18 protein-coding genes and 1 other RNA gene are annotated in these 22,188 nt (G+C 66.3%); 13 read left to right on the forward strand and 6 right to left on the reverse strand.

What is annotated here, in order from left to right:
• The first annotated feature begins 35 nt into the window (after nucleotides 1-35).
• The 4 genes from LG661_RS05975 to metH all read left to right on the forward strand — a co-directional run bounded on the left by LG661_RS05975 (nucleotide 36) and on the right by metH (nucleotide 7,441).
• Nucleotides 36-1,514: an AMP nucleosidase gene (locus LG661_RS05975; protein WP_230530965.1), complete on the forward strand. Its 1,479-nt coding sequence runs from the start codon at nucleotides 36-38 to the stop codon at nucleotides 1,512-1,514.
• 168 nt (nucleotides 1,515-1,682) lie between these two features.
• A complete protein-coding gene (locus tag LG661_RS05980) occupies nucleotides 1,683-2,696 on the forward strand; it encodes an ArsR/SmtB family transcription factor (protein WP_230530966.1) in 1,014 nt (337 codons plus the stop codon).
• Nucleotides 2,696-3,592: a methylenetetrahydrofolate reductase [NAD(P)H] gene (gene metF / locus LG661_RS05985; protein ID WP_230530967.1), complete on the forward strand. Its 897-nt coding sequence runs from the start codon at nucleotides 2,696-2,698 to the stop codon at nucleotides 3,590-3,592. The genes LG661_RS05980 and metF overlap by 1 nt, the downstream gene beginning before the upstream one ends.
• 93 nt (nucleotides 3,593-3,685) lie before the next feature.
• Entirely contained in the window at nucleotides 3,686-7,441 is a 3,756-nt protein-coding gene (gene metH, locus LG661_RS05990; protein WP_230530968.1) for a methionine synthase, read from the forward strand.
• Between the two features lie 5 nt (nucleotides 7,442-7,446).
• Here metH and LG661_RS05995 read toward each other — a convergent pair whose 3' ends face one another.
• The 6 genes from LG661_RS05995 to LG661_RS06020 all read right to left on the reverse strand — a co-directional run bounded on the left by LG661_RS05995 (nucleotide 7,447) and on the right by LG661_RS06020 (nucleotide 12,808).
• Nucleotides 7,447-8,676: an ABC transporter permease gene (locus tag LG661_RS05995; protein ID WP_230530969.1), complete on the reverse strand. Its 1,230-nt coding sequence runs from the start codon at nucleotides 8,674-8,676 to the stop codon at nucleotides 7,447-7,449.
• On the reverse strand, nucleotides 8,673-9,395 hold the full coding sequence (locus LG661_RS06000) for an ABC transporter ATP-binding protein (RefSeq protein WP_230530970.1): 723 nt from the start codon (nucleotides 9,393-9,395) through the stop codon (nucleotides 8,673-8,675). Before LG661_RS06000 ends, LG661_RS05995 begins: the two co-directional genes overlap by 4 nt.
• A gap of 11 nt (nucleotides 9,396-9,406) precedes the next feature.
• Nucleotides 9,407-10,846: an efflux RND transporter periplasmic adaptor subunit gene (locus LG661_RS06005; protein ID WP_230530971.1), complete on the reverse strand. Its 1,440-nt coding sequence runs from the start codon at nucleotides 10,844-10,846 to the stop codon at nucleotides 9,407-9,409.
• Between the two features lie 83 nt (nucleotides 10,847-10,929).
• Complete coding sequence (locus LG661_RS06010; protein WP_230530972.1) at nucleotides 10,930-11,700, reverse strand: N-acetylmuramoyl-L-alanine amidase; 771 nt, start codon at nucleotides 11,698-11,700, stop codon at nucleotides 10,930-10,932.
• A gap of 4 nt (nucleotides 11,701-11,704) precedes the next feature.
• Complete coding sequence (locus LG661_RS06015) at nucleotides 11,705-12,430, reverse strand: TerB family tellurite resistance protein (RefSeq protein WP_230530973.1); 726 nt, start codon at nucleotides 12,428-12,430, stop codon at nucleotides 11,705-11,707.
• A gap of 99 nt (nucleotides 12,431-12,529) precedes the next feature.
• On the reverse strand, nucleotides 12,530-12,808 hold the full coding sequence (locus tag LG661_RS06020; RefSeq protein WP_230530974.1) for a hypothetical protein: 279 nt from the start codon (nucleotides 12,806-12,808) through the stop codon (nucleotides 12,530-12,532).
• Between the two features lie 292 nt (nucleotides 12,809-13,100).
• Here LG661_RS06020 and LG661_RS06025 point away from each other — a divergent pair, with 292 nt between their 5' ends.
• The 9 genes from LG661_RS06025 (at nucleotide 13,101) to mraY (ending at nucleotide 22,184) form a co-directional block, all read left to right on the forward strand.
• On the forward strand, nucleotides 13,101-13,751 hold the full coding sequence (locus tag LG661_RS06025) for a lytic transglycosylase domain-containing protein (protein ID WP_230530975.1): 651 nt from the start codon (nucleotides 13,101-13,103) through the stop codon (nucleotides 13,749-13,751).
• Between the two features lie 47 nt (nucleotides 13,752-13,798).
• Nucleotides 13,799-14,177: RNase P RNA component class A (gene rnpB / locus LG661_RS06030), an RNA gene on the forward strand.
• Nucleotides 14,178-14,488: 311 nt separating this feature from the next.
• Entirely contained in the window at nucleotides 14,489-14,986 is a 498-nt protein-coding gene (gene mraZ / locus LG661_RS06035; protein ID WP_230530976.1) for a division/cell wall cluster transcriptional repressor MraZ, read from the forward strand.
• Nucleotides 14,983-16,032 carry a 16S rRNA (cytosine(1402)-N(4))-methyltransferase RsmH gene (gene rsmH, locus LG661_RS06040; RefSeq protein WP_230530977.1) on the forward strand — a complete coding sequence of 350 codons (1,050 nt, stop codon included), beginning with the start codon at nucleotides 14,983-14,985 and terminating at the stop codon, nucleotides 16,030-16,032. The genes mraZ and rsmH overlap by 4 nt, the downstream gene beginning before the upstream one ends.
• Nucleotides 16,029-16,424 carry a cell division protein FtsL gene (gene ftsL, locus LG661_RS06045; protein WP_230530978.1) on the forward strand — a complete coding sequence of 132 codons (396 nt, stop codon included), beginning with the start codon at nucleotides 16,029-16,031 and terminating at the stop codon, nucleotides 16,422-16,424. Before rsmH ends, ftsL begins: the two co-directional genes overlap by 4 nt.
• Before the next feature lie 5 nt (nucleotides 16,425-16,429).
• Nucleotides 16,430-18,196 carry a peptidoglycan D,D-transpeptidase FtsI family protein gene (locus LG661_RS06050; protein WP_230530979.1) on the forward strand — a complete coding sequence of 589 codons (1,767 nt, stop codon included), beginning with the start codon at nucleotides 16,430-16,432 and terminating at the stop codon, nucleotides 18,194-18,196.
• The gene (locus LG661_RS06055; protein WP_230530980.1) at nucleotides 18,193-19,662 is read left to right on the forward strand and encodes a UDP-N-acetylmuramoyl-L-alanyl-D-glutamate--2,6-diaminopimelate ligase; all 1,470 of its coding nucleotides are present in this window, start codon (nucleotides 18,193-18,195) and stop codon (nucleotides 19,660-19,662) included. Before LG661_RS06050 ends, LG661_RS06055 begins: the two co-directional genes overlap by 4 nt.
• Nucleotides 19,659-21,092 (forward strand): UDP-N-acetylmuramoylalanyl-D-glutamyl-2,6-diaminopimelate--D-alanyl-D-alanine ligase, encoded by a 1,434-nt coding sequence (locus LG661_RS06060; protein WP_230530981.1) that lies wholly within the window; start codon nucleotides 19,659-19,661, stop codon nucleotides 21,090-21,092. Before LG661_RS06055 ends, LG661_RS06060 begins: the two co-directional genes overlap by 4 nt.
• 6 nt (nucleotides 21,093-21,098) lie before the next feature.
• Nucleotides 21,099-22,184 (forward strand): phospho-N-acetylmuramoyl-pentapeptide-transferase, encoded by a 1,086-nt coding sequence (gene mraY, locus LG661_RS06065; protein WP_230530982.1) that lies wholly within the window; start codon nucleotides 21,099-21,101, stop codon nucleotides 22,182-22,184.
• The last annotated feature ends 4 nt before the right edge of the window (nucleotides 22,185-22,188 follow it).

The raw sequence follows: 22,188 nt of genomic DNA on the forward strand, positions 1-22,188 counted from the left end.
ACCCTTGAGGCACGAGATAGAAGAAGAGACATTCCGTGCCCGCCGATCAGCTTTCAGCCTTCAAGTCCGTCGCCACTCCCGAAGAAGCCGTCGAGCGGCTCATTCAGCTCCATGACAGCGCCATCGAGGCGCAACGCCAGGCTCTGGAGCACTTCTTCGCCACGGGAACGGCCCCGACGCCGGCCGAGCGATCCCGCTTCCGCTATCCGGAACTGCGCCTCGACTACCGGGCGACCTCGGTGCCGCCGGTGAAGCAGCGGGCCTATGCCAAGTTCCAGGGGCCGGGCACCTACGCCATCACCATCACCCAGCCTTCCTTCTTCAGGAACTACCTGCTCGAACAGCTGCACTATCTCGTGAAGGATTACGGGGCGACCGTGGAGGTCGGGGTCAGCGATCAGGAAATTCCCTATCCTTATGTCTTCGAACGCGGCGATGAGCTGGGGCGGGGGGCGCATTCAGCCTCCGAGCTCGCCCAGCATTTCCCGACGCCGCTTCTCGCCAAGGTCGGCGACGAGATCGCCGACGGCACCTGGATCTTCCGTGAGGGCGAGCCGCGTCCCCTCTCGCTCTTCGATGCGGCGCGGGTGGATTATTCGCTCCGCCGCCTCGTCCACTACACCGGCAGCGACTGGCGCTCGGTTCAGCCCTGGATCCTGCTCACCAACTACCACCGCTATGTGGACCAGTTCATCCGCTGGGCGGTGAAGGAGCTGGCGGACGAGAACGGGCCATATACCAAGCTCATCCTGCCGGGCGGCGTCGCCATCGAGCGCGGGCTCGACGAAGCCGCCGTCGAGGATCTCATCGGCTCCTCGCCCTGGCACCGGTTCCAGATGCCGGCCTATCACCTGCTGCGCAAGGACGGGCAGGGGGTGACGCTCGTCAATATCGGCGTCGGCCCGTCGAACGCGAAGAACATCACCGATCATCTCGCGGTCCTGCGCCCCCATTGCTGGCTCATGGTGGGACATTGCGGAGGGCTGCGTCAGTCCCAGTCGATCGGCGATTATGTCCTCGCCCACGCCTATCTGCGGCGCGACCGCATCCTGGACGGCGCCCTGCCGCCGGAGATCCCCCTGCCGGCCCTCGCGGAGATCCAGGTCGCCTTGCAGGAGGCCGCGGTCCAGGTCACCGGCGAACGCGGCGAGGAGCTGAAGAGGCGGCTGCGCACCGGCACGGTCGTGACCTACGACGACCGCAACTGGGAACTGCGCTGGAGCCAGGAGCGCCGGCAGATCAATCTCTCGCGCGCCATCGCCGTGGACATGGAAAGCGGCACCATCGCGGCCCAGGGCTACCGCCTGCGCGTGCCCTATGGGACGCTGCTGTGCGTGTCGGACAAGCCGCTGCACGGGGAGATCAAGCTCCCGGGGGCCGCCAACGCCTTCTACGAGCGCGCCGTCAGCGAGCACCTGATGATCGGGCTTTCCGCCCTCGACATCCTGCGCGGCCAGCGCTCGTCCCTCCATTCGCGCAAGCTGCGCAGCTTCGACGAGCCGCCGTTCCGGTAAGCCCGCGCGCGGTCCGCGGACCGGCGAACGATCCTCCCCGACGCACCAAGCCGCTCTCCTGAAGGAGGGCGGACTGCCGTCCCGGCAGGAAAAGAAGTAAAGGTCGCGCTTGCTCCTGCATCAAAATACATATAAATATATCTTTATATGTAAGAGCGAGATTTGGCCGTGCCGGACACCGCATCTCCATCTTTGGACCTGACCCTGAACGTCCTGCGGGCCGCCGCCGAGGAGACGCGCCTGCGCGTCCTGGCCCTGCTGGCGGAAGGGGAGCTGTCCGTCTCCGACCTCACCGACATCCTGGGCCAGTCCCAGCCGCGCATCTCCCGCCATCTCAAGCTCCTGGTCGAGGCGGGCCTCGTGGAGCGGCACCGGGAGGGGGCCTGGGCCTTTTTCCGGCTCACCGACCGGGGCGCGGCCCTGCGCATCGTCCGTCCCATGCTCGACAATCTCGACCGGTCCGATCCGCAGCTGCTGGAGGACCGGACGCGTCTCGAGGCCGTGCGGGCCCAGCGCTCCCATGCCGCGCAGGCCTTCTTCTCGCGCCTCGCGCCCGATTGGGACCGCCTCCGCTCGCTCCATGCGCCCGAGGCGGTGGTCGAGGCTGCGGTACTCGATGCCCTGGGACCGAAGCCGATCCACAATCTCGTCGATCTCGGCACCGGCACCGGCCGCATGCTGCAGCTGCTGGCGCCGCGCGCCCGGCGCACGGTCGGCCTGGATGCCAGCCACGCCATGCTCTCGGTTGCCCGCGCCAACCTGGAGAAGGTGGGGCTGCGCGGAATCGAGCTGCGCCAGGGGGACATCTACGCCCCGCCTTTCCCACGCAACACCTTCGACCTCGTCGTGATCCATCAGGTGCTGCACTATCTCGACGACCCGGCCCGCGCCATTCGCGAGGCGGCGCGCCTCGTGGCGCCCGGCGGGCGCATCCTCGTCGTCGACTTCGCTCCGCACAATCTGGAATTCCTGCGCGAGACCCAGGCCCACCGCCGTCTCGGCTTCGCCCCGGATCAGGTCGCAGGCTGGCTCGACGAGGCCGGTCTCGACTGCACGCTCACCCGGGACATCGCACCTCCCAAGAAGGGCGAGGAGCATCTCACCGTTTCCCTTTGGCTCGGCCAGGACCGTCGCGTGGTGACGGATTGGCCTCTGGCAGAACCCGACAGAGAGGTCGCCTGATGTCCGCGCTCAATCTCCGCCCCAGCCGGCAACCCTGTTGTCCGCTCAAGGTCTCCTTCGAGTTCTTCCCTCCCAAGACGCCCGAGATGGAGACGACCCTCTGGTCGTCCATCGAGCGTCTTGCCCCTCTCGATCCGCAATTCGTGTCCGTCACCTATGGAGCCGGCGGCTCCACCCGCGAGCGGACGCACGCCACGGTCTCCCGCCTCGTGCAGGAGACCCATCTCAAGCCCGCCGCCCACCTGACCTGCGTCGCCGCCTCCAGGGACGAGGTGATCCGCTCCTATTGGGATGTCGGCGTTCGCCACGTGGTGGCCCTTCGCGGCGATCCTGTGGCCGGCATCGGCGCTGCCTATGAAGCCCACCCGCATGGCTACCAGAGGACCTGCGATCTGGTCGCCGGCATCAAGGCCATCGGCGATTTCGAGGTTTCCGTTTCCGCCTATCCCGAGAAGCATCCGGAGGCCGCGTCCCTCGATGCCGATATCGACGTGCTGAAGGAGAAGGTCGATTGCGGTGCCGACCGAGCCATCACCCAATTCTTCTTCGATAACGACGTCTATTTCCGCCACCTCGACCGCGTCCGGGCGCGCGGCATCGACATCCCCATCGTGCCCGGTATCGTGCCCGTGCAGAATTTCAAGCAGACGGCGAATTTCGCGGCCAAGACCGGCGCGAGCGTTCCCTCCTGGCTTGCCGCCCGCTTCGAGGGGCTCGACAACGATGTGGAGACGCGAAAGCTCGTCGCCGCAGCGGTTGCCGCCGAGCAGGTGATCGATCTCGTCGACCGGGGCGTCTGCGAGTTCCACTTCTACACCATGAACCGCGCCGATCTCGTCTACGCAATCTGCCATCTGCTCGGACTGCGCGATCAGCGCGTGAAAGCGGCTGCCTGAGATTGTATGTGCCCGGATCTCATCCGGGCATTTCCATTTGCTGCGCCCTGAGGCGTGGATGGCCGAAGAAGCCAGAGTGACAAAGAGAACAAGATGACCGCGTATTCTCCTACTCCCGCCGATGGCGCCGAAATCCTCAAGGCGTTGCGCGAAGCCGCCGCGAAGCGGATCCTCGTTCTCGACGGCGCGATGGGAACGGAGCTGCAGCGCTCGCGCTTCTCGGAGGAGGATTTTCGCGGCGAGCGCTTCAAGGACTGGAAGAACGATGTCAAGGGCAACAATGACCTGCTCATTCTGACGCAACCCGACGCGGTGCGGGCCGTGCATCTCGATTATTTCCGCGCCGGCGCGGACATCGTCGAGACCAACACCTTCTCCGGCACCTCCATCGCCCAGGCCGATTACGGCATGGAGGAGATCGTCTACGACCTGAACTATGAAGGGGCGCGCCTCGCCCGCGAGGCCGCACTGATAGCGCAAGCTGAAGATGGTCGCCGCCACTTCGTGGCAGGCGCGATCGGCCCGACGAACCGGACGCTCTCCATCTCGCCCGACGTGAACAATCCGGGCTATCGCGCCGTGACCTTCGATCAGGTTCGCGATTCATACGCCGAGCAGGTGAGGGGGCTCGTCGACGGCGGAGCGGAGATCATCCTCATCGAGACGATCTTCGATACCCTCAACGCCAAGGCGGCCATCGTCGCCACCCATCAGGTCTTCGCCGAGAAGGGCGTGAGGCTCCCGATCATGATCTCGGGAACGATCACGGATCTGTCCGGCCGCACGCTCTCCGGCCAGACGCCGGAGGCCTTCTGGTATTCTGTGCGCCATGCGGAGCCCTTCTCCATCGGCCTCAACTGCGCGCTCGGCGCGCGGGAGATGCGCGCGCATATCCAGGAAATCGGCAAGGTCGCGGATACGCTCGTCTGCGCCTACCCGAATGCGGGCTTGCCGAACGAGTTCGGTATGTACGACGAGCGTCCCGAGGCGACGGCCTCGATGCTCGCTGAGTTCGCCGATGCCGGTCTCGTCAACATCGTCGGCGGCTGCTGCGGCACGACACCGGACCACATCCGCGCCATTGCCGAGGCGGTCGCAGGCAAGGCCCCCCGCAGCATTCCGAAGGCGAAACCGCTCATGCGCCTGTCGGGCCTCGAGCCCTTCACGCTCACCTCCGACATTCCTTTCGTGAATGTGGGCGAGCGCACGAACGTCACCGGCTCCGCCAAGTTCCGCAAGCTCATCACCAACGGCGATTACGCCGCCGCCCTCGACGTGGCGCGCGACCAGGTGGCGAACGGGGCGCAGGTCATCGACGTCAACATGGATGAGGGCCTGCTCGATTCCGAGAAGGCGATGGTGGAGTTCCTCAATCTCGTCGCCTCGGAGCCCGATATCGCCCGCGTGCCGGTGATGGTGGATTCCTCCAAGTTCCACGTCATCGAGGCGGGGCTGAAGTGCATCCAGGGCAAGGCCATCGTGAACTCGAGCTCCATGAAGGAGGGCGAGGCGGCTTTCATGGAGCAGGCGAGGATCTGCCGCTCCTACGGCGCGGCGGTGGTCGTCATGGCCTTCGACGAGCAGGGTCAGGCGGATACGCTGGAGCGCAAGGTCGAGATCTGTACGCGCGCCTACAGGCTTCTGACCGAGCAGGTCGGTTTCCCGCCGGAGGATATCATCTTCGATCCGAACGTGTTCGCGGTCGCCACCGGCATCGAGGAGCACAATGGCTACGGCGTCGCCTTCATCGAGGCGACGCGCATCATCCGCGAGACGCTGCCGCACGCCCATATCTCGGGCGGCGTGTCGAACCTCTCCTTCTCGTTCCGCGGCAACGAGCCGGTGCGCGAGGCCATGCACTCGGTCTTCCTCTACCATGCCATCAAGGTCGGCATGGATATGGGCATCGTGAATGCGGGCCAGCTCGCCGTGTACGAGCAGATCGATCCCGAGCTGCGCGAACTCTGTGAGGACGTGGTGCTCAACCGCCGCCCCGATGCGACGGAGCGCCTGCTGGAAGCTGCGCCGCGCTTCAAGGGGGACGGCGCGGGAGCTGCCAGGATCGTCGATCTCGAATGGCGGAGCTGGCCGGTCGAGAAACGCCTGGAGCACGCCCTCGTCAACGGCATCACCGAGTTCATCGAGCAGGATACGGAGGAGGCGCGCCAGGCGGTCGAGCGTCCGCTGCACGTAATCGAAGGTCCGCTCATGGCGGGCATGAACGTGGTGGGCGATCTCTTCGGCGCGGGCAAGATGTTCCTGCCGCAGGTGGTGAAGTCCGCCCGCGTGATGAAGCAGGCGGTCGCCTATCTCATGCCCTTCATGGAGGAGGAGAAGAAGGCGTCCGGCTCGACCGAGCGCTCCGCCGCCGGCAAGGTGCTGATGGCGACCGTGAAGGGCGACGTGCACGACATCGGCAAGAATATCGTCGGGGTCGTTCTGGCCTGCAACAACTACGAGGTCATCGATCTCGGCGTGATGGTGCCGGCCCAGAAGATCCTGGAGACCGCGCGCAAGGAGAAGGTGGACGTGATCGGCCTCTCCGGCCTCATCACGCCGTCCCTTGACGAGATGGTGCACGTGGCGAGCGAGATGGAGCGCGAGGGATTCGATATTCCGCTGCTCATCGGCGGTGCGACCACGAGCCGTGTCCATACGGCGGTGAAGATCCACCCGAACTACCACAAGGGCCAAGCCGTCTATGTGACGGATGCGAGCCGCGCGGTCGGCATCGTGTCCTCCCTCCTCTCGTCCGAGATGAAGGACGGCTATGTGGACACGCTGAGGTCCGAGTACCGCCGGGTGGCGGAGGCCCATGCCCGGTCAGAAGCCGACAAGCAGCGCCTGCCCATCGAGAAGGCGCGCGCCAATCGTCCGAAGCTCGATTGGGACTCCTATTCTCCGCCCAAGCCCACCTTCACCGGCGCGCGCGTGTTCCGCAGCTACGATGTGGCGGAGCTCGTGCCCTATATCGACTGGACGCCCTTCTTCCAGACCTGGGAGCTAAAGGGCCGCTTCCCGGCGATCCTCGAGGACGAGAAGCAGGGCGAGGCAGCGCGCCAGCTCTGGGAGGATGCGCAGGCCATGCTCAAGCGCCTCGTCGAGGAGCGCTGGCTCAACCTGAAGGCGGTGATCGGCTTCTGGCCCGCCAATGCGATGGGCGACGACATCCGCCTCTACACGGGCGAGAGCCGCTCGGAGGACCTCGCCACCTTCCACGGCCTGCGCCAGCAGCTCTCCAAGCGCGACGGCAAGCCGAATGTCTGCCTCTCCGACTTCGTTGCTCCCGTCGAGAGCGGCAAGCCCGACTGGGTCGGCGGCTTCGTGGTGACCTCCGGCATTGAGGAGGTGCGCATTGCGGAGAAGTTCGAGCGCGCCAACGACGATTACCGCTCCATCCTGGTGAAGGCGCTGGCGGATCGTCTGGCGGAGGCCTTCGCCGAGCGCATGCATGAGCGCGTGCGCAAGGAGTTCTGGGCCTATGCGCCCGACGAAAACTGCTCCAGTGAAGACCTGATCCGCGAGGCCTATCAGGGCATCCGCCCGGCGCCCGGCTATCCGGCGCAGCCCGACCACACGGAAAAGGCGACCCTGTTCAGTCTGCTCGAGGCAGAGCGCCGCATCGGCGTGACGCTCACCGAGTCCTTCGCCATGTGGCCGGGCTCCTCGGTCTCCGGCCTCTACCTGTCCCATCCGGAGGCCTATTATTTCGGCGTCGCCAAGGTGGAGCGCGATCAGGTGGAGGATTATGCGGCGCGCAAGGGCATGAGCGTGGCGGAGGTCGAGCGCTGGCTCAGCCCCATCCTCAACTACGATCCGGCGAATTACCGGCCGATGGCGGCGGAGTAGATTGGTTACTCCCTCCGCAGAGCCTCGATGGGATCGAGCCTTGCGGCGCGCTGCGCCGGGTAGAAGCCGAAGAAGATGCCGACCAGGGCCGAGAAGCCGACGGCGAGGATGATGGCGTTGGTCGAAACCAGCGACGGCCAGCCGGCGAGCTGCGCCACGAGATAGGCCGCGCCTGCCCCGAGGCCCACCCCCAGGGCTCCGCCGATGGTGGAGAGCGTCGTCGCCTCGATGAGGAACTGGCTGAGGATGTCGCGCGGGCGCGCGCCCACCGCGAGCCGCAGGCCGATCTCCCGCGTGCGCTCGGTCACGGAGACCAGCATGATGTTCATGATGCCGATGCCGCCAACGAGGAGGGATACGGCGGCCACGGCCGCGAGCAGCATGGAGAGCGTGTTGGCGGAAGCCGAGGCCGTATTGGCGATCTCCGTCAGGTTGCGGATGGAGAAGTCGTCCTCCTCGCCCATGATGCGGTGACGCTGCCGCAGCAGTTCGGTCATGCTCTCGATGCCGGGCTCGATATCCTCCTCGTTCGCGAATTTCACGAAGACGGAACCGACGGAGCCGTCCTTGGCGTAGTTGCGGCCGATGACGCGGCGGCGGCCCGCATCGAGCGGCACGAAGATCACGTCGTCCTGATCCTGGCCGAAGGCCGATTGCCCTTTCGGGGCCATGACGCCGATGACGCGGAAGGGTACGTTGCGCACGCGCACGATCTGATCGATCGGGTCCTCCTCGCTGAAGAGATTGCGCGCCACCGTCTGTCCGAGGATGACGACGATGTCGCCGCGGCGGATTTCCTCCGGATCGAAGGTGCGGCCGTCGGCGACGTCCCACTCGCGGGCGGAGAACCAGTCGAGGTCGATGCCGTAGATGCGCGTGCCCCAGTTGCTGCCGCCCGCCACCACATGCGCATAGCCCTGCACGAAGGGGGCGGCCGCCACCACGCCGTCGACCTCGTGCCGGATCGCCTCCGCATCCTCGTTCGTCAGGGTCGAGGCCTGTCCCGCGCCGAGGCGCGCGCCGCCCTGCGTCACGTTTCCGGGCGTGACGATGGCGAGGTTGGCGCCCAGCGACCTGATCTGCTGGTCCACGAGATTGCGCGCGCCGGAGCCGATGGCGACCATGGCGATGACGGCGGCGACGCCGATCACGATGCCGAGCATGGTGAGCAGGCTGCGCAGCGCATTGGCGGTGATCGCGGAGAGCGCGGAGCGGATGGCCTCGATCAGTCTCATTCGGCCGCCTCCGGCACGAGGTCGCGCGCATCGACCGGTTCCTGCCGGCGATCCTCGATCACCCGCCCGTCCTTGAAGCGGATGAGGCGATGGGCATGGCGGCCCACCTCCGCATCGTGGGTCACGAGCACGATGGTGACGCCCTCGCGGTTCAACTCCTGGAACAGGCCGAGGATCTCGTTCGCGGTGCGGCTGTCGAGCGCGCCGGTAGGCTCGTCGGCAAGGAGCAGGCTCGGACTGTTCACGAGCGCCCGTGCGATGGCGACGCGCTGCTGCTGGCCGCCGGACAATTGCATGGGGCGATGATGCGCCCGCTCGGCGAGACCGACGCGGCCGAGCGCCTGCAGGGCGCGTTCGCGGCGCGTCTTGCGGTCGTAGCCCGCATAGATCATCGGCAGTTCCACATTTCCCAAGGCATCGACGCGGGGCAGAAGGTTGAACTGCTGGAAGACGAAGCCGATCTCGCGATTGCGCAAAGTGGCGAGCCCGTCGGCATCGAGGCTCTCCACCGCCGTGCCCGCGAGCCGGTATTGGCCGCCGGTCGGCCGGTCGAGGCAGCCGATCAGGTTCATGAAGGTCGATTTGCCGGAGCCCGACGGACCCATCACGGCGACGAAATCGCCCTTCTCGATATCGAGCGAGACATGATCGAGCGCCACGACGCGGCCGGCGTCGAGATTGTAGACCCGTCCGAGATCGCGCGTTTCGATGAGAGCCACGAGCGCTTCCTTTAGAACAGGCGCGGCGGACGAGGGCGCGAGCGCGCGGCCGGGCCGCTCTCGTCTCCGGACCCGCTCGCGCGCGGTCCGCCGACGATGACGGCCGTGCCTTCATCGAGATCGCCCTGGAGCACCTCCGTATGGGAGCCGTCCGTCACGCCGAGGCGCAGGCGCACGAGTTCGGGCGCGCCGTCGGCTCCGAGCCGGTACACGCGACCTTCGGTGCCCTCCTCGGCTGCGGGCCGGGCGGCTTTGCTGCCGCGCACCGGACGCCTGGAAGCCTGCCCATCCTGCGCCTCGCCGCGGGGAGCTCCGGCAACCAAGGTGGCAGGACGGAAGCGCAGCGCCGCGTTCGGGATGCGCTGCGCGTCCTCGCGTTCATCGGTGATGACCTGCAGGTTCGCCGTCATGCCGGGCAGAAGCGCCAGGTCCTTGTTCTTGACGGCGATCACCGCCGTATAGGTCACCACGTTCTGAACCGTCTCGGCTCCGAGGCGAACCATGCGAACGGTGCCCTCGAAGGTGCGGTTCGGATAGGCATTGACCGTGAAGCTGACCCTCTGATCGGGTTTCAGGCGGCCCACATCCGCCTCGTCGATATTGGCGTGGATATGAATCTCGCTCAGGTCCTGGGCGATGGTGAAGAGGGTGGGGGCGGAAAGCGACGCGGCGACCGTCTGGCCGAGTTCGATGTCGCGCTTGACCACGACACCGTCGACCGGCGACTTGATGTTCGTGCGCGTGAGATCGATCTCAAGGTCGCGCAGTTTCGCCTGACGCTGGAGAATGACCGCATCCGCCGATTTCACGCCCGATTCCGCGAGTGCCAGATCGGCCTTGAGGCCCTCCAGTTCGGCCTTGTTCGAGGCGATCTGCGCAGTGGCGGAGGCAAGGCTCGCCTTCTGGATCTCCACCTGCGTCTGCGCCTGTTCCAGGGCAGCCTGCGTGCCGACGGCGCGGGCCGACAACTGCGTCTGCCGTTCGAGATTGCGCTGCGCCTCTTCGAGCTGCGCCTGCGCGCGGTCGCGCTGGGCGGCTAGGTCCTCCGCCTGCGCCGCGGAGCGTTCGATGGCCGAACGGGCCTTTGCGATCTGCGCGCTCCTGGTCTCCCTGTCGGCCCTGGCCTGCGCGAGTTCGGCCTGGGCCGCATCGAGCCGCGACTTGATCTGCTCGGAGTTCAGGCGCGCGACCACCTGGCCTTCCTTCACCGGCGTGTTGTAGTCAGCCAGGATCTCGACCACCTGGCCCGACAATTGCGAGCCTACGAGAACGGTCGTCACGGGATTGAGCGTGCCCGTGGCGCGGACGCTGGCGGTGAGCGGGCCGCGATCCACGGCGGCGAGCCTGTAGGCGGCATCGGACGCATTGCCGCCCGTGGGCTGCCACAGGACGAAACCTGCCGTTCCCGCTATGGCGACAAAACCGACCAACCCTAGAAAGACGCGACGCACGAGAAATGCCCCTCCGACGGACCCTTTTGTCCATGAGCGGGGATTGTGGCTGAATTGCCGGGTCGCTTCGAGTTAACTCTTTGTCATGTGGCCGCTTGCGGGCGCTTTGCGATCAAATCACGCAGAGTCATGATCGTCGAGGCGTCGGCGACGCCGTCCACGCGCTCCGGCCTGAAATGGCGCTGGAAGGCGGCGACCACCTTTTCCGTGTCCTCGTCGAACACGCCGTTGATCTTCACGGCGTAGCCGTACATGACGAGCATCGCTTGGAGCGCCTCGATGGGCATGCCCTGGTCGCCGCGGGAGAAGAAGCGCCCGTCGCTCATGGCCGCAGGCGGCACCCAATGACCGACGCCCGCCTCGTGCAGACGCTTCCAGGAAAAGGCCTCGCCGGGATCGACCTTGCGGCCGGGCGCCACATCCGAATGCCCGAGCACCCGGGTCGCCGGAATGCGCCAGCGGGTCACGATGTCCTTCGCCAGCGCCGCCACGCTGTCCATCTGTGCGTCAGGGAAGGGCGGCAGGCCGCCCGGGTGGCCGGGATTGGCGATCTCGATGCCGATGGAGCAGGAATTGATATCCGTCTCGCCGTCCCAGAAGGAAACGCCCGCATGCCATGCGCGGCGGGCTTCCGGCACCATTTGCAGGACGCGCCCGTCCGTGAACACGAAGTAGTGGGCGGAGACCTGCGAGACCGGATTGCACAGCCATTGCAGCGCCTCGCCTTCATCCGGCATGCCCGTGTAGTGAAGGATAAGCATGCTGGGGCGCTGGCCGTCCTTCCGCTCCCCGTGGTTGGGCGAAGGAAACACCTTCGCGGCAACAGGACTTTCGGGGTGAAGGGGGGGGCTCATGCTCTCACCTGATGTTCCGCTCGGCGGCGACCCGTTCCCAGGCGGCGTTGATGGCGGCGAGCCGTTCGGTCGCAATCTTCACCGCCTCCGGCGGCAACCCGCGGGCGATCTCCCGGTCCGGGTGGTTCTCGATCACCATCTTCCGGTAATGCCGCTTCAGCTCCTCGTCGCTCATGCCCCGCTCGGCCTTGAGGATGAGATAGGGATCGTCGGCCCGGCTTACATGACGGGCGGCAATGCGCTCGAAATCGATATCGGAGAAGGCGAAGATCGTCGCAACGCTTTTGACGTAGATGTACTCGGCCTCATGGACCGCCTCATCCGCCTTGGCGATGTGGAAGAGACCGTCCACCACATCCTCGAGCAGGGCGGGCTCGTCCTTGAACTCCTCCCGGATCTGGCGGGCATAGGCCTCGAACCCGTCGGAGGTCTGCATGGCGAGCTCGAACAGGCGCTTCACCCGGGGATGCTCGGCGGGCGGCACCTCGACGATCTGTTCGAAGGCCTTCACCTCCACATCCACCACGACGCCGTCGGCCTTCGCCATCTTGGCGGCGAGCGCGACCAGACCCATGGTGAAGATGACGTCCCGGGGTGGCTTTCCGAAGGGCGCGCCCTCACGGTCCACCAGCACATGGCCCGCAACGCCGCCCAGGAGAGCGCCTATCGGCCCTCCCAGTGCGAGCCCGATGCCGGCGCCGCCCAACTTGCCCCAAATCGACTGAATCATTTTTTCAGTGGTACGCCCAAGTACAGACAAAAGAAAAGGTGCGGGCAAAAGAAAAGGGACCGGGATTTCTCCCGGCCCCTGTTCTCGCGCCAGGCGCGATTAGCGGCAGTAGACGTTGCCGTAGGCGTCCTGATATACGCCGTAGGGGCAGGCCGGGCGGGCCGGAGCCGTACCGGCGCCCACGATCGCGCCGCCCGCAGCGCCGATGGCCGCACCGGCAAGGGCGCCGCCTGCACGACCGGTCGCTGCGCCGCCGATGGCAGCACCCGCCAGACCGCCGATGGCCGCGCCGCCGACTGCACGCTCGCCGGGAGTGTTGCAAGCCGCCACGGAGAGGGTGAGGGCACCGGCGGCAATCGCAGAAATGATCTTTTTCATGGAGGCTTCCCTGTGTCTGTCGGGCTGCAGGTCACCCAGCCCTACCTAGCTTGACCTTACGCTGTCGCCAACTCTTCAGAGGGGAAAGAGTTCCTCGGCAGCGCGAGCGTGTTGCCGAAATTTTCTGCTTTGTCGGCAGGCTTTTCCGAGCCGGCAGAAGCTGAAAGCCAAGCCGCTTATTGTCAAGGTTCAGAACAATCGGAACATCGTTTCGTCATGCCCCGCCACATCTTCGCCCAAATTGGACCCCACCGAGCGGACCCTCGCGATCATTGCCATTGGAAACTCACCTATGACTTGGCGGCATCTTCTCAGAACTTTGGCGGTCGCGATCCTTGGGGCGGCCGCACTGGCCCTGGCGTCGCATGCGAGGGCGGAGGGAGGCGAGGGCTCGAGCCTCGTGTCTCCCGAGCAGGCCGAGGCGTTCCTGAATGCCGTGGACGAAGCGAAGGCCGGCGAGAAGGCGGCCGCCACGGAGGAGGGCGAGCTCAACGTCGAGCAGACGGCTGCGATCCCGTCCGATCCGTTGCCAGCGAAGTCCCGCACCCGCCAGGCCGACGCCGTCCGGGCCGCTGCCCTCAAGCCTCTGATTGTCCGCTTCGCAACCGAACACGGCGTTCCCTACGAACTCGCCGACGCCGTCATCCGCCTGGAGAGCCGCTACAACCCGGGTGCCCGCAACGGACCGAATATGGGCCTGACCCAGATCAATATCCGCACCGCCCAGTCCCTCGGCTACAAGGGGGACGCGGCCGGGCTTCTGGATGCCGAGACCAATCTCCGCTTCGGCCTGAAATACCTTGCCCAAGCCTTCAAGCTGGCCGGCGGCGATCTGTGCGGCACCATCCTGCGCTACCAGTTCGGCCACCGGACCACGACCATGACCAACGCCTCCCGCGCCTATTGCGCCAAAGTGAAAGTGATTACGGCTTCCGCCGATTGACCTTTCGGCCTTGACGAGGGACCGTCTCGTGCACCACATCCGGGGGGTCAGCTGGCCGGGCGGCCGCTCCGAGTTCGCTCGGGGAGGAAAGTCCGGGCTCCATGGAAGCACGGTGCCGGATAACGTCCGGCGGGGGCGACCCCAGGGAAAGTGCCACAGAAAGCAAACCGCCCTGCATGCAGGGCAAGGGTGAAAGGGTGCGGTAAGAGCGCACCGCGGACGCAGTAATGCGGACGGCAAGGTAAACCCCACCAGGAGCAAAACCGAATAGGGACGACAGGCGTTCGCGCCAGGCCTGCTTCCAGGCTCGTCGTCCGGGTTGGTTGCTTGAGGCGGTCAGCAATGATCGTCCCAGAGGAATGGCCGCCACGTCCAGAGCGACAGCTTTGGGCCATACAGAACCCGGCTTACAGGCCAGCTGACGCCCTTTATCCACAGCCCCCCGTTCTTCGGAAAAACAGGCCAAAGCGTTGGCCTGCTTACGATTCATTAACCCTAAATGCGTCTGATGGAGCGCGAGGGCCAGAAGGCCCGCGGCCCATTCCCGTTCCGTTGACGACCATAGTATCCCATGTTATCCCAAACCATCCCGTCGACGGTGTCTTCCGAAGGGGACGTCAAGCGCTCGAGAAACGCTGGCATCTCCGCTCGGACTGAAGCGTTACCGCCGGCTTCGGGTGGCGGACCGTCCAGGTCCGCTGGGGGGCTGACAATCAGGAGCGCGCGAGCTGCGGCCAATGAACCGCTTCGTGTCCAATTTCACCAACAAGTTGGATTCGAAGGGTCGCGTCTCGATCCCCGCATCCTTCCGGGCCGTGCTGGCCAGGGATGGATTCGAGGGCCTCTACGTGCATCCGGCGCTGGACGCGCCGGCCTTGGACGCAGGTGGCAATGTGCTTCTGAACGAAATCGATGCGTTTTTATCGACGCTGTCGCCTTATTCGGACGAGCGGGATCAGCTGTCGACGGCATTGTTCGGGACAAGCGAGATTCTCAAGGTCGATCCGGAGGGGCGTGTCATCCTGACGGACTCAGTGAAAGTACATGCCGGGATCGGGGATGCGGTGACGTTCGTCGGACTCGGCCACAAGTTCCAGATTTGGGAACCCGAGCGCTTCCGTGCGCATCTGGAGGAGGCGCGCACGAAGGTCAGAGACCTGAAGCGAGTGCTCGGAACCCGGGTTATGGAGCCACGTATGGTGCAGAACACCTCACCAGGAGTGCGGGAGCGATGATGGGACGCGGCGACGGCCCAGGAGCCGGAGCCGCTGGCGGACCGACCCGTCACGTTCCCGTTCTCCTGGCGGAGGTCTGCGAGGCGCTCGATATGAAGCGCGGCGGCCTCTTTGTGGACGGCACCTTCGGCGCCGGCGGATATACGCGCGCCATTCTCGACGGCCATCCCCAGAACAAGGTCATCGCCATCGACCGGGATCCGGATGCGATCGCCGGCGGCGCGGCCATGACGGCGAAATTCAAGAAGCGTCTCATGCTCGTGCCGGGGCGCTTCGGCGACCTCGACGAGATCGTGCGGGCGCAGGGCGCGCCATCCGCCGACGGCGTGGTGCTCGATATCGGCGTGTCCTCCATGCAGCTCGACCAGGCCGAACGCGGCTTCTCGTTCCGCAACGAGGGTCCGCTCGACATGCGCATGGAGCGCGAGGGGCCGAGCGCCGCGGACCTCATCAACGAATCCTCCGAGGCCGAGCTGGCCGACATCTTCTATCATTACGGCGAGGAGCGGCGCGCCCGCGCGGTCGCCCGCGCCATCATCGAGGCGCGACGCCGGCAGCCCTTCGAGAGCACGCGCCAGCTGGCGGATCTGGTCGCGTCCCTGATCCGGCAGGAGCCGGGCGGCATCCATCCCGCGACGCGGGTCTTCCAGGCCCTTCGCATCGCGGTCAACGACGAACTCGGCGAGCTTGTGCGGGCGCTCCATGCGGCCGAACGCATTCTCAAGCCGGGTGGTCGCCTCGTGGTCGTGACGTTCCACTCCCTCGAAGACCGGATCGTGAAGCAGTTCTTCGCGGCCCGCACGGGGCGCGCGGCGACGGGATCGCGCCATCTGCCGACGGCCGCCGCGCCGGAGCCGACTTTCGATGCGATCACGAGGGGCCCCGTGGGTCCGGGCGAGCAGGAAATGGCGCGCAACCCGCGGGCGCGTTCGGCGAAGCTTCGGGCTGGCGCGCGGACCGATACGCCGCCTCAGGAGCCCCTGAGCGCCATCACCATGCTGGCCGAGCTGCCGCAGACGGCGGAGAAAAGGGGAGGGCGGCGATGACCAAGTTGCTCCACTTCGTTGTGATCACTGCTCTCATCGCTTCGGCGGGCTATGCGTATTCCATCAAGTACGACACGCTCTACTATGCCGAGCAGGTGGCGAAGCTGAAATCGAAGGTGCAGCGCGAGCGTGAGGCCATCGCGGTGCTCGAGGCGGAATGGCAGTATCTCGACCGGCCCGACCGGCTCCAGGCGGCCGCCGACCAGCATCTCGATCTCCAGCCGCTGAAGATCCAGCAGCTCGCCCGCCTCTCGGACCTGCCGAACCGGCCCGAGCGCGAGGACGAGATCGGCCGCAAGCTCGAGGCGCTGGGCCTGCTTGAGCCGACCTCGACTCCCAAGGACAAGAACTCGGAAGCCCGCACCCCGACGACACAAACCCCGAAACGGTAAGCCACGTGTTGCAAGAGCCCGATACCGATCTCAAGGGTCCGAACAATCCGCCGAAGCGCGGCGTCCTCTTCCATGCCCGCGAGCTGTTCCGCCTGCGCGTCGACAAGAGCACGTCGCGGGTGGGCCTTGCGGCCGTGTGCTTCGTCGGCCTCTTCGGCCTGATCGGCGGGCGTCTCGTCCACCTCGCGGTCACGAGCGAGAACACGAGCGAGGTGCGCCGCGTGACCTCCTCCGAGATCTCGGCTGCGCGCCCCAACATCGTCGACCGCAACGGCGAGATCCTGGCGACGGACGTGAAGATGGTGTCGGTCTTTGCCGAGCCGCGCAACATCATCGACAAGGACGAGGCGGTCGAGCTGCTCACCGCCGTCCTGCCGGATCTCGACGCCACGGATCTGCGCAACAAGCTCGGCACCAAAAAGGGCTTCGTCTGGGTCAAGCGCGAGATCACCCCGCGCCAGCAGGCGGAAGTGCACCGCCTCGGCATCCCGGGCGTCGGCTTCCTGCCCGAGAACAAGCGCGTCTATCCCAATGCCGAGGCGGCTGCCCACGTGCTGGGCTTCGCCAACGTGGACAATGTCGGCATCGCGGGCATCGAGAAATACATCGACAGCATGGGCCTGCAGGACCTCAATGGCGCCGGCTTCAACATCTCCGCCGAGGACCTCAAGCCCGTCGAGCTCTCCATCGACCTGCGCGTGCAGCATGCGCTGCGCGATGAGCTGCAGAAGGGCATGGCCAAGTTCAAGGCCAAGGCCACCGCCGGCGCCATCCTGGACGTGAACACCGGCGAGATCATCGCCCTCGTGTCGCTGCCGGACTACGACCCGAACAACCCGGTCGATGCGCTCAAGGACGACAACATCAACCGGATCAATGTCGGCGTGTTCGAGATGGGCTCGACCTTCAAGGCGCTGACGGTGGCGATGGCGCTCGATTCCGGCAAGTACAACATCAACTCCACCTTCGACGCCCGCTCCGGCCTGCGCTACGGCAAGTTCACCATCGGCGACTACCACGCGACCCGCCGCATCCTCACGACTCCGGAGGTGTTCGTTCACTCCTCCAACATCGGCACGGCGCGCATGGCGCTCGGCATCGGCGTCGAGGGTCACAAGGCGTTCCTGCGCAAGATGGGCCAGCTCAGTCGGCTCGAGACGGAGCTGCCCGAGAACGCCGCGCCGATCATCCCGCCGCGCTGGGGCGAGCTCAACACCATGACCATCGCCTTCGGCCACGGCCTCGCGGTCGCGCCGCTCCAGGCGCTCATGGCCGTCGGCGCGCTCGTCAATGGCGGCGTGCTCATCAAGCCGACCTTCCTCAAGCGCACGGCGGAAGAGGCGCGCCAGAACGCCATGCAGGTCATCAAGCCCGAGACCAGCGAGGCGATGCGCTATGTGATGCGCCTCAACGCCTCCACGCCGCAGGGCTCGGCGGGCTCTGCCTCGATCGCAGGCTTCTTCGTGGGCGGCAAGACCGGCACGGCCGAGAAGGTCGTCAACGGCCGCTACGCCAAGAACAAGAACTTCACCACCTTCACGGCCATCGTGCCGGCCGACAAGCCGAAATACGTGTTCCTCACCATCATGGACGAGCCGCAGGCGGTGGAAGGCACCTATGGCTTCTCGACCGCCGGCTGGAACGCGGGCCCCGTGACGGGAAACATCATCGAACGCGTCGCGCCGCTGCTCGGCGTGCCGCCGCGCTTCGAGCCGCCGGTCCAGCCCTTCCCGCTGATGACGCGCCTCGGCGCCTGGGGATCGAAACCATGAGCGCCCACAGCATTCACCTCGTCGATCTTCTGCCGGAGATGCAGGGCCGTCCGGAGGCCTCGCTTGCGGTCGCCTCCATCGCGTCCGACAGCCGCAAGGTGCAGAAGGGCGGCGTCTTCTTCGCCGTTCCCGGCACGAAGGTCGACGGCATGAGCTTCGTGCCGCAGGCCGCCGCTGCCGGTGCAGTCGCCATCGCGGGCGAGGCGGAGCGTCCTGCCGATCTTGCCGCGGATATCGCCTATGTGCGGGTGCAGGACGTGCGCCGCTCCCTGGCGCTCGCCGCCGCGCGCTTCCATCCGCGCCAGCCGGAGAAGGTCGTCGCCGTCACCGGCACGAGCGGCAAGAGCTCGGTTGCGGATTTCACGCGCCAGCTCTTCGCGGGCCTGGGCTACAAATCCGCAAGCCTCGGCACCCTCGGGGTCATCACCTCGGACGGCGCGGCCTATGGCTCGCTCACGACACCCGATCCGATCTCGCTGCACGAGACTCTCGACCGCCTGGCGAAGGACGGCGTCACGCGCCTTGCCATGGAAGCCTCCTCGCACGGCATCGACCAGCGCCGTCTCGACGGCGTGCGGTTGCGCGCCGCGGGCTTCACCAATCTCGGCCGCGATCATCTGGACTACCACGGCACCACAGAGGCCTACGCGAAGGCGAAGCTTCGCCTCTTCGACACCTTGGTGCCGGGGGATGCGCCCGCCATCGTCAATGCCGACGGTCCCTTCGCCGATGTCTTCCTGCGCGGCATCGGGGAGCGCGGCCTGCCGCTTCACACCACGGGAAGCACGGGTGAGACCCTGCGGCTCGTGGAGGCGCGGCCCGAAGGCTTCACCCAGGCCCTCACCATCGAGGCCTTCGGGCGGACCTTCCACACCTCGCTGCCGCTTCTCGGCGCATTCCAGGTCGAGAACGCCCTTGTGGCCGCCGGCCTGGTCCTGGCGGTGGAAGGCGAGGGGAGGGCTGCCGAGGTCTTCGAGGGCTTCAAGGGCCTGAAAGGGGTCAAGGGCCGCCTGGAGCAGGTCGGCGAAGTCGATGGCGCGCTCTGCATCGTCGACTATGCCCACAAGCCGGACGCGCTCGCCCATGTGCTCGACGCCCTGCGTCCCTTCGCCAGGGGCCGGCTCGTCTGCATTCTCGGCTGCGGCGGGGACCGGGATCGCGGCAAGCGCCCGCTCATGGGCCGCATCGCCGCAGAAAAGGCCGACGCCGTCGTCGTCACGGACGACAATCCCCGCTCGGAAGACCCGGCGGCGATCCGCGCCGAGGTGATGAAGGGGACTCCCGGCGCGCGGGAGATCGGGGACCGGGCCCTCGCGATCCGCACGGCGGTGAAGGAGCTCGAGCCGGGCGATATCCTGGTCGTGGCGGGCAAAGGCCATGAAACGGGCCAAATCATCGGCGACCGGACCCTGCCGTTCTCGGACCACGACGAAGTCCGGGCGGCCATTGCGGAGAGGCAGGGATGAGTTCGCCCCTTTGGACCCTGGACGAGATCGCGGCCGCCACCGGCGCCCGCGTCGGCAGCGCCTGCACCCCTGTCAGCGGCGCATCCATCGACACGCGGACGCTCGAGCCGGGCGATCTCTACTTCGCCATCAGGGGCGATGTGCATGACGGCCACGATTTCGTGCCCGCCGCCCTGGAGAAGGGCGCGGCGGGCGCCGTGGTCTCGGAGGAGAAGGCTCCCGGCTTCGAGGATGCGGACCGGCTCATCGTCGTGCCGGACGTGCTCGAGGCCATGCGGCAGCTGGGCCGTGCAGCGCGCAGGCGCAGCAACGCCAAGATCGTCGCGATCACCGGCTCCGTCGGCAAGACCGGCACCAAGGAGGCCATGCGCCTCGCGCTCTCCCGCCAGGGCGCGACCCATGCCTCCGTCGCCTCCTACAACAATCATTGGGGCGTGCCGCTGACGCTCGCCCGCATGCCGCGCGAGAGCGCCTTCGGCGTGTTCGAGATCGGCATGAACCATGCCCACGAGATCCTGCCGCTCACCGGCATGGTCCGTCCGCATGTGGCGGTGATCACCACCGTCGAGCCGGTCCATATCGAGTTCTTCCCCTCGCTCTGGGGCATTGCCGACGCCAAGGGCGAGATCTTTTCCGGCCTCGAGCCCGGCGGCACGGCGGTCATCAACCGCGACAACGCCTATTTCGAGCGCATGAAGGCCCATGCCTTCGCGTCAAATGCGGGCCGCGTCGTCACCTTCGGCGAGCACGAGGCGTCGGATATCCGCGCCGAGCGGATCATCGTGAAGCCGGACCAGTCCATCGTCGAGGCGCGGGTCTTCGGCGTGCCGCTGACCTACCGGATCGGCACGCCCGGGCGTCACATCGCGCTGAATTCCTTGAGCGTCCTGGCCGCTTCCCATGCCCTTGGCGCTGATCTGGCGCTGGTGGCGCTCTCCTTTGCCGACCTCAAGCCGCCTGTCGGGCGAGGCGAGCGGACCATGCTCTCCATCGGCGACGGCGAGGCGCTGCTGATCGATGAGAGCTACAACGCCAACCCGGCCTCCGTGCGCGCGGCGCTCGCCAATCTGGGCGCGGTGGAACTCAACCGCCAAGCTCGGCGTCTAGCTGTGCTGGGTGACATGAAGGAGCTGGGCAGCGAAGGCCCCGGCCTCCATGAGGGTTTGGCTGACGTGATCGAGGCGAACGGAATCGACCTGCTTTTCGCAGCCGGTCCCCTCATGGCTCATCTCGTGGAAAAACTGCCGAAGGCGAAGGTCGCCGCCCAAGCGGAGACCTCGGCCGAGCTGGTCGATGCGGTCTGCGCCGCCATCCGCCCCGGCGACGCCGTGATGGTCAAGGGATCGCTCAGCATGAAGATGGCCCTGGTTGTCAAGGCTCTGAAAGAACGTTACGGCGCGGGGCACGCGGCTTCCGCGCTGAAAGGATAACGACGAATGTTGACCTGGTTGGCTGAGCTCAGCCCCTACTTCAGCCCCCTCAATATCTTCCGCTACATCACGTTCCGCACCGGCGGGGCGACGGCGACGGCGCTGCTCTTCGTGTTCCTGTTCGGCCCGTCGATCATCTCGCTCCTGCGCCTGCGCCAGGGCAAGGGCCAGCCGATCCGCGAGGACGGGCCGCAGACGCACCTGCTGACCAAGCGCGGCACCCCGACCATGGGCGGTCTGATGATCATGGCGGGCGTCCTGGTCTCGACCCTGCTCTGGGCCAACCTGATGAACCCCTATGTCTGGGTCGTCATCTTCGTCACGGTGGGCTTCGGCGCCATCGGCTTCTACGACGACTACCTGAAGGTGACGAAGCAGTCGCACAAGGGGTTCTCCGGCCGCTCGCGGCTGGCCATCGAGGCCGTGATCGCGGCGGTGGCCTGCATCATCATTTCCTATGTGGATGCGCCCGGCCTCACCAACCGGCTGGTGCTGCCCTTCTCGAAAGAGCTGATCTTCAATCTCGGCTGGTTCTACATCGTGTTCGCCAGCTTCGTGATCGTCGGCGCTGGCAATGCGGTCAACATCACGGACGGTCTCGACGGCCTTGCCATCGTGCCGGTCATGATCGCTGCGGGCACCTTCGGCTTCATCGCCTACCTCGTGGGCAATGCGGTCTTTTCCAATTACCTGCAGATCAATTTCGTGCCGGGTACCGGCGAGCTTGCCGTCATCTGCGGCGCATTGATCGGCGCCGGTCTCGGCTTCCTCTGGTTCAATGCGCCGCCGGCCCAGATCTTCATGGGCGATACGGGATCGCTGGCGCTGGGCGGCCTTCTTGGCACGATCGCAGTGGCGACCAAGCACGAGATCGTGCTCGCGGTCGTCGGCGGCCTCTTCGTGCTGGAGATCCTCTCCGTCATCATCCAGGTCACGTCGTTCAAGCTCACGGGCAAGCGCGTCTTCAAGATGGCGCCCATCCACCACCATTTCGAGCAGCTCGGCTGGACCGAGCCGCAGGTGGTGATCCGGTTTTGGATCATTGCCGTGGTGCTCGCCCTTGTCGGCCTTTCAAGCCTGAAGCTGCGGTGAGCCG

Origin of the sequence: Microvirga roseola (assembly GCF_020866965.1) — a bacterium.
GTDB classification, from domain to species: domain Bacteria; phylum Pseudomonadota; class Alphaproteobacteria; order Rhizobiales; family Beijerinckiaceae; genus Microvirga; species Microvirga roseola.

Coding starts and splice junctions, on each gene's coding strand:
- metF (WP_230530967.1), top strand. CDS start 2,696: ATGTCCGCGCTCAATCTCCGCCCCAGCCGGCAACCCTGTTGTCCGCTC.
- metH (WP_230530968.1), top strand. CDS start 3,686: ATGACCGCGTATTCTCCTACTCCCGCCGATGGCGCCGAAATCCTCAAG.
- LG661_RS05995 (WP_230530969.1), bottom strand. CDS start 8,676: ATGAGACTGATCGAGGCCATCCGCTCCGCGCTCTCCGCGATCACCGCC.
- LG661_RS06010 (WP_230530972.1), bottom strand. CDS start 11,700: ATGAGCCCCCCCCTTCACCCCGAAAGTCCTGTTGCCGCGAAGGTGTTT.
- LG661_RS06015 (WP_230530973.1), bottom strand. CDS start 12,430: ATGATTCAGTCGATTTGGGGCAAGTTGGGCGGCGCCGGCATCGGGCTC.
- LG661_RS06020 (WP_230530974.1), bottom strand. CDS start 12,808: ATGAAAAAGATCATTTCTGCGATTGCCGCCGGTGCCCTCACCCTCTCC.
- LG661_RS06025 (WP_230530975.1), top strand. CDS start 13,101: ATGACTTGGCGGCATCTTCTCAGAACTTTGGCGGTCGCGATCCTTGGG.
- mraZ (WP_230530976.1), top strand. CDS start 14,489: ATGAACCGCTTCGTGTCCAATTTCACCAACAAGTTGGATTCGAAGGGT.
- rsmH (WP_230530977.1), top strand. CDS start 14,983: ATGATGGGACGCGGCGACGGCCCAGGAGCCGGAGCCGCTGGCGGACCG.
- ftsL (WP_230530978.1), top strand. CDS start 16,029: ATGACCAAGTTGCTCCACTTCGTTGTGATCACTGCTCTCATCGCTTCG.
- LG661_RS06055 (WP_230530980.1), top strand. CDS start 18,193: ATGAGCGCCCACAGCATTCACCTCGTCGATCTTCTGCCGGAGATGCAG.
- LG661_RS06060 (WP_230530981.1), top strand. CDS start 19,659: ATGAGTTCGCCCCTTTGGACCCTGGACGAGATCGCGGCCGCCACCGGC.
- mraY (WP_230530982.1), top strand. CDS start 21,099: ATGTTGACCTGGTTGGCTGAGCTCAGCCCCTACTTCAGCCCCCTCAAT.